This is a genomic window from Hydrogenimonas sp. (assembly GCF_029932565.1).
Lineage (GTDB): Bacteria > Campylobacterota > Campylobacteria > Campylobacterales > Hydrogenimonadaceae > Hydrogenimonas.
Genome location: NZ_JAOZPV010000102.1, coordinates 1 through 4,825 on the forward strand (window position 1 = coordinate 1; position 4,825 = coordinate 4,825).

At 50.5% G+C, this 4,825-nt stretch carries 5 protein-coding genes and 1 pseudogene; all 6 read right to left on the reverse strand.

Translation table 11 applies throughout. The features are described from left to right. Window positions 1-253, reverse strand: a pseudogene (locus Q1K24_RS09195) (hypothetical protein); the annotation flags it as partial. Next, complete coding sequence (locus tag Q1K24_RS09200; RefSeq protein ID WP_300369242.1) at window positions 250-1,215, reverse strand: hypothetical protein; 966 nt, start codon at window positions 1,213-1,215, stop codon at window positions 250-252. The gene Q1K24_RS09200 and the pseudogene Q1K24_RS09195, both read right to left, overlap by 4 nt. Window positions 1,216-1,309: 94 nt before the next feature. Beyond that, complete coding sequence (locus Q1K24_RS09205) at window positions 1,310-1,990, reverse strand: ABC transporter ATP-binding protein (RefSeq protein WP_300369245.1); 681 nt, start codon at window positions 1,988-1,990, stop codon at window positions 1,310-1,312. A gap of 40 nt (window positions 1,991-2,030) precedes the next feature. Continuing rightward, complete coding sequence (locus tag Q1K24_RS09210) at window positions 2,031-3,200, reverse strand: FtsX-like permease family protein (protein ID WP_300369248.1); 1,170 nt, start codon at window positions 3,198-3,200, stop codon at window positions 2,031-2,033. After that, window positions 3,197-3,514 (reverse strand): hypothetical protein, encoded by a 318-nt coding sequence (locus Q1K24_RS09215; RefSeq protein WP_300369251.1) that lies wholly within the window; start codon window positions 3,512-3,514, stop codon window positions 3,197-3,199. Before Q1K24_RS09215 ends, Q1K24_RS09210 begins: the two co-directional genes overlap by 4 nt. Then, window positions 3,507-4,658 carry a nitrous oxide reductase accessory protein NosL gene (locus Q1K24_RS09220; RefSeq protein ID WP_300369254.1) on the reverse strand — a complete coding sequence of 384 codons (1,152 nt, stop codon included), beginning with the start codon at window positions 4,656-4,658 and terminating at the stop codon, window positions 3,507-3,509. The genes Q1K24_RS09215 and Q1K24_RS09220 overlap by 8 nt, the downstream gene beginning before the upstream one ends. Window positions 4,659-4,825 lie beyond the last annotated feature (167 nt).

Below are 4,825 nucleotides of genomic sequence, written 5' to 3' on the forward strand. Positions count from 1 at the left end.
TTGGATCGATATGGTGGGCATCCATCCAGAGCACCATACACCCCGGATCGTCGAATACCGTCACTTTGCCGTCGCGAATCAGTTCGGCACTGTCGGTCAGAGACTTGACATCCATGTGACACTGCGGACAGACGACGCTGTTCGGGCGAAAGTCGACAGCCTTTCCGTCGACACTTTCAATGCCGGCATCTCCTCCCCCACCGCTGCATCCCCCGATGAAAAGCGCCAACACGATTATCATGAACCATTTCACAGCCATACCCCGTTTTTCAGATAGAAACTTATCGGATAGTATGATACCAAAGCAACATATAAAATATCCCCAATGAACGATCGGAGCATCCAGCGTCCGTACGAATCGAATCCAAGCTTTTGCGCCACCCATGCTGCGATACCGAAAAAGGTGCCGAAAAAGAGTGTCATATACATCGGATAGCCGATATAGTGGTAATCGCTCTGCAGCAGGCAAAAGGGGCAGTGATGGTGGGGCATTTCATAGACATAGGTGGAGAAAAAGGCAACCAAAGAGATGATCGACACGGGAACGAACAGGAGATTGAAAAGCGCCATGAAAAAGGACCGTTTGAAAACCCATGAAACGACGATCAGAAAGAAGTTGCCGTAAAAAAGCACCAGTATGGCCGACGTCGGCAGTGTGATGAACGCGGAGACGGCAGAGGTTTTGGCGGCCGAAAAGAGTGTGCCACAGCAGCTGACGATGACGTGGGGGTTGATGCCGTTGAAATGTGCCACATCCAACGCCGTTTCGAGAGCAAAAAGAGGAAAGATCAGCATGAAAAACCAGAATTTGCGTTTCGTGAACGGATAGTCGGGTTTGTTCATATCGATCCTGTGCACGACAATCCAGAGACCGAAAAGATAGAGATCGAGAATTTTGACGACAAAAAGAGGCATCCCGTAAACCGTGGCGTTGGTCACTCCCGCCGCGCACATCGCACCGGGCAAAATGTTCGAAAGCAGATCGAGCGTATAGATGAAATAGAGGAAGAGCGGCAGTTTCAGGTAGAAGATGTATTCGATGATCGTCGCGACAAGATAAGCCCGTTTTTCCAGCGCATACTGCAGCGGTGTCGTTGCGCTCCTGTCCCATTTCCGCACGATCTGTACGGAGATCGCCAGTGCGATCAGCGCAAAAAGAAACAGAATGGCATCGAGCATCAGAATGGCGATGACATCGGGACTCAGCAGGTTCAAGGAAGGGCTCCTTTGGACCTGATCATTGGTAATTGGTCATTGGTCATTGGGGGTTTCGCCGGCATAGCCGGCGGACACCTCAACTCTTCACTCTTCACTCTTCACTCTTCACTATCTTGCCGTCCCGCAGTTCGATTTCCCTGTCGGCGATATCCAAACCGAAAAAAAGCGGATCGTGTGTGGCGATGACGATTGTCTTGCCCTCCTCCTTGATACGGCGCACATACTCCAGAAAGGCGGCCGAGAGTTTCGCGTCGAGGTTGGCGGTAGGTTCGTCGGCCAGGATGATGGGAGGGTCGTTGACCAGTGCCCTGGCAATGGCAGTACGCTGCTGTTCTCCGCCGGAGAGGTTCTTTGCCGGTTCGTAGCGTTTGTGCGCAATGGAAAACTCCTCCATCACCCGCTCCGCCTTCGCCATCAGTTCGCTCTCATCCAGCTTTTCCGGAATCAGCGGCGTCACGATATTGTCAAACACGCTCAAAGTCGGAATGAGGTTGAATTTCTGGAAAATGAATCCTATCTTCTCCCGCCGAAACAGCGCCGCGAAGTCGTCCGGGAGTTTGCTTACCCGCGTCCCTTCGACCACCACTTCACCGGACGTGGGCTTCTGCAGTGCGGCGATGAGCGAGAGGAGCGTACTCTTTCCGCTGCCGCTGGGCCCCTTGAGAATCACGAGCTCGTTCTCCCCGACCGAAAACGAGACATCTTCCAGCGCCGTCATCTCGTTGGGCCGCCCCGGATTGAAGACCTTGGTAACGTTCAAAACCTCTATCATCTCTCCCCCAATGACCAATGACCAATGACCAATGACCAAATCATCGGATCACCTCGTCCGCCTCGAGTGTCGCCGCCTTCCACGAGGGTATCAGAGTCGCAGCGATATAGACGGGAACTGTCGCAAAAAAGATCAGTGCAAGTGTTCCGACATCGAGTACGAAAGGGAGTTCGAAGGGCGGTTTCAGAACCGAATATCCCATAAAAAGGCTACGCATAAGCGGTGCATCCAGACCGAACACATACCCCAGAGCCAGTGTCACGGCCAGGAGATAGCCACCGAACGAGATGACGATCGCTTCGAAAAACTTGACTTGCAGAATGTCACCGATTTTCCACCCCAGTGCCTTCAAAATACCGATTTCGCGTTTCTCTTCGCTGCTGAGCCCGCTCGCCTTGTCGTAAATGATAATGAAAAAGGTAAAGATGGCAATGATGAAGAGTGCCAGAAAGATACCGCTTTTGTAATCGAAAACGTTTTGATAACTGATTTTCAGATCCTCTTTCGTGACGACTCGGGTATCGGGATAGATTTCACTGATTTTTCTGGCAATGGTCGGAATCTCCTCCGGATTGGCGACACGGACGACGATATCGGTCGCCATCGTATCGTCCATGCCGAAAATGTCACGGACCAGACCGATCTCCATGACGATGATGTCGTTGCTCTCCAGCACCGTCGACGGTTTGAACACTCCGGCGATCGTCACCTTCTTCAGATCGCCGTCGGGTTTGACGAAATAGAAGTAATCGGAGAAAAAATGACGTTTCAGCGTTTCGGCGACTCCCGGCCCCACGATCATCGTATTCTCTTCCATCAGTCTGTCGGCATAGGTTTCCGCGACGACATCGAGCGATTTTTTATAGGATGTTCCGAAGGCTTCGACCCCCACGATACTGAAATTGACGCCCGCTTTTGCGAAATAGTAGTAGCCCCAGACTCTCGGCACCGCATCGGCCACCCCGAACATTCCGGCAATCGTTTCGCTTCTGGAGGCTTCGATATCGGTCTGCTTGCCGGCCACGACACGCTGCACCGTAATATCGGGAAGCGCATCGAGGGTCATGAACATTTCCGACTTCAACGCATGCGTAATCGTAAAAATGGCAGCGAGAATGAAGATCATCAGAGTGAAAATCGTGAATATGAAGAAGTTTTTGCTTCCCCGCCGTGTCAACGAGCTGAGTGCGAATGCGAAGAGATTTTTCATTGGATGACAATTTTCGACGGATTCATGACTTCCGTTTCGGAAGGCGCATAGGTGAACGACGCGGGAAAGTAGTCGAGAAGTTCCGGACTCTCGTTAAAAGGAGAGTAGACATCGGCCAGTGAACGGAATCGGATGAAACGGGCCTCCGTCGAAACACTCAGATCGGGAAGCCTTACCCATCGGACAAAGGTACTGCGCTCTTTCGTTCCCTCCGCTGTCACCGATCCGGTCAGAGAAAAATAGAGTATCTCTACCGCCAAAACCAGCGACAGCGCCGCCGCAACAAAGAAAAAACTTCTGATCCGTCTATTCATCCAGTTTGTAAACGAGTTCCTTTGTAATCTGATCGAATCGCAAAATCTTCTGACCATGGTGATCTCTCAGAAAATTCTCGGCCGCCTCTTTCGTCTTGAACGGAATCAGTTCATTGCCCATCGGTCCGTAGACGTCACTGCCGACCACATAGTATGCTGTTTTGGCCCAGACGGGTTTCAGTGTATAGTAGTCACGGACAACGATCTTTTTGATATGGGCTCGGATATTGCCGTAATCACCCCATTTCTCCGGTTCAAAATAGAATTTCATCAAATCTTTGACACCGTCGAACGCCAAATGTGCCAGCTTTCCATGATCTTCGTAGTAAATGAATGCGGCCCATTTGGGATGTTTGTAAACGAACATACCGCAAACGGGACACTTGTCCTGTTTGCTCAAATCGGGACCTTCACCTTCCCCGCCATGCATAGATGAGACTGCAGAACTCTTGGCGTGGCCGCCCTGAACATCCCAGAGATAGAGCGCGACAGCCTGAAGCTGCTTCTCTTTCATCGGTTTGCAGAGTTTCTCGTTTCGGATGGCGGCTTTCAGTTCGTTGATTTGCGCAAACTTGGAGATATCGATCGGTTGACACATCTTTTTATAGATCTTCTCACCCATCGGGTACATTCTGCTCTCTTTTTTCTTCGCAACCATCATCGAATCTTTCACGAGACTCGCCTTCGCCATATCGAATGCGGTTTCGAAATCGACGATTTTTCCACCGTATTGTTTCCGAAAATCTTCCGCATCCTCTTTTGATGCGAATGCAATCTTGCTCGTCATACTCATCGTGCCTTTGATTTTCGAACCGACGACATAGTGGGCACGCTTTGCATCGATCAGTTTTTCCCGCTTTGCATCGACGACGAGAATTTTTTCTACTTTATCTGAAATATTGGGCCAATCCGCAGCCAGACAGCGGATCGAACAATACTGTTTTTTCGTGCCGTCTTTCAGCACGACGGCATGCGACGTTTTATAGAACATTTTGAGGTTCATGCCGCAGACAGAACACCACATCTTCTGCGCACCCTGCTGTATCAATTCCGGCTGACCGGTAGCCGTCTTGCTAAACGGCGTCGCCTGGGCCGAGAGAGAGAAGCCAATTATCAACGAGACTATCACGATCCATTTTTTCATCCAAACACTCCTCACGACTGTATCAGAACCCATAATATCCAAACTCTGTTAATTATCGATTAATTCTCAAAGATCGAGAAATTTGATCAGGCCGTATCCTTTTTGGGAGACCGTATCGAAATCCATGATGCGGTTGCCGCCATAACGCTGGACGAATAGTTCCGCTT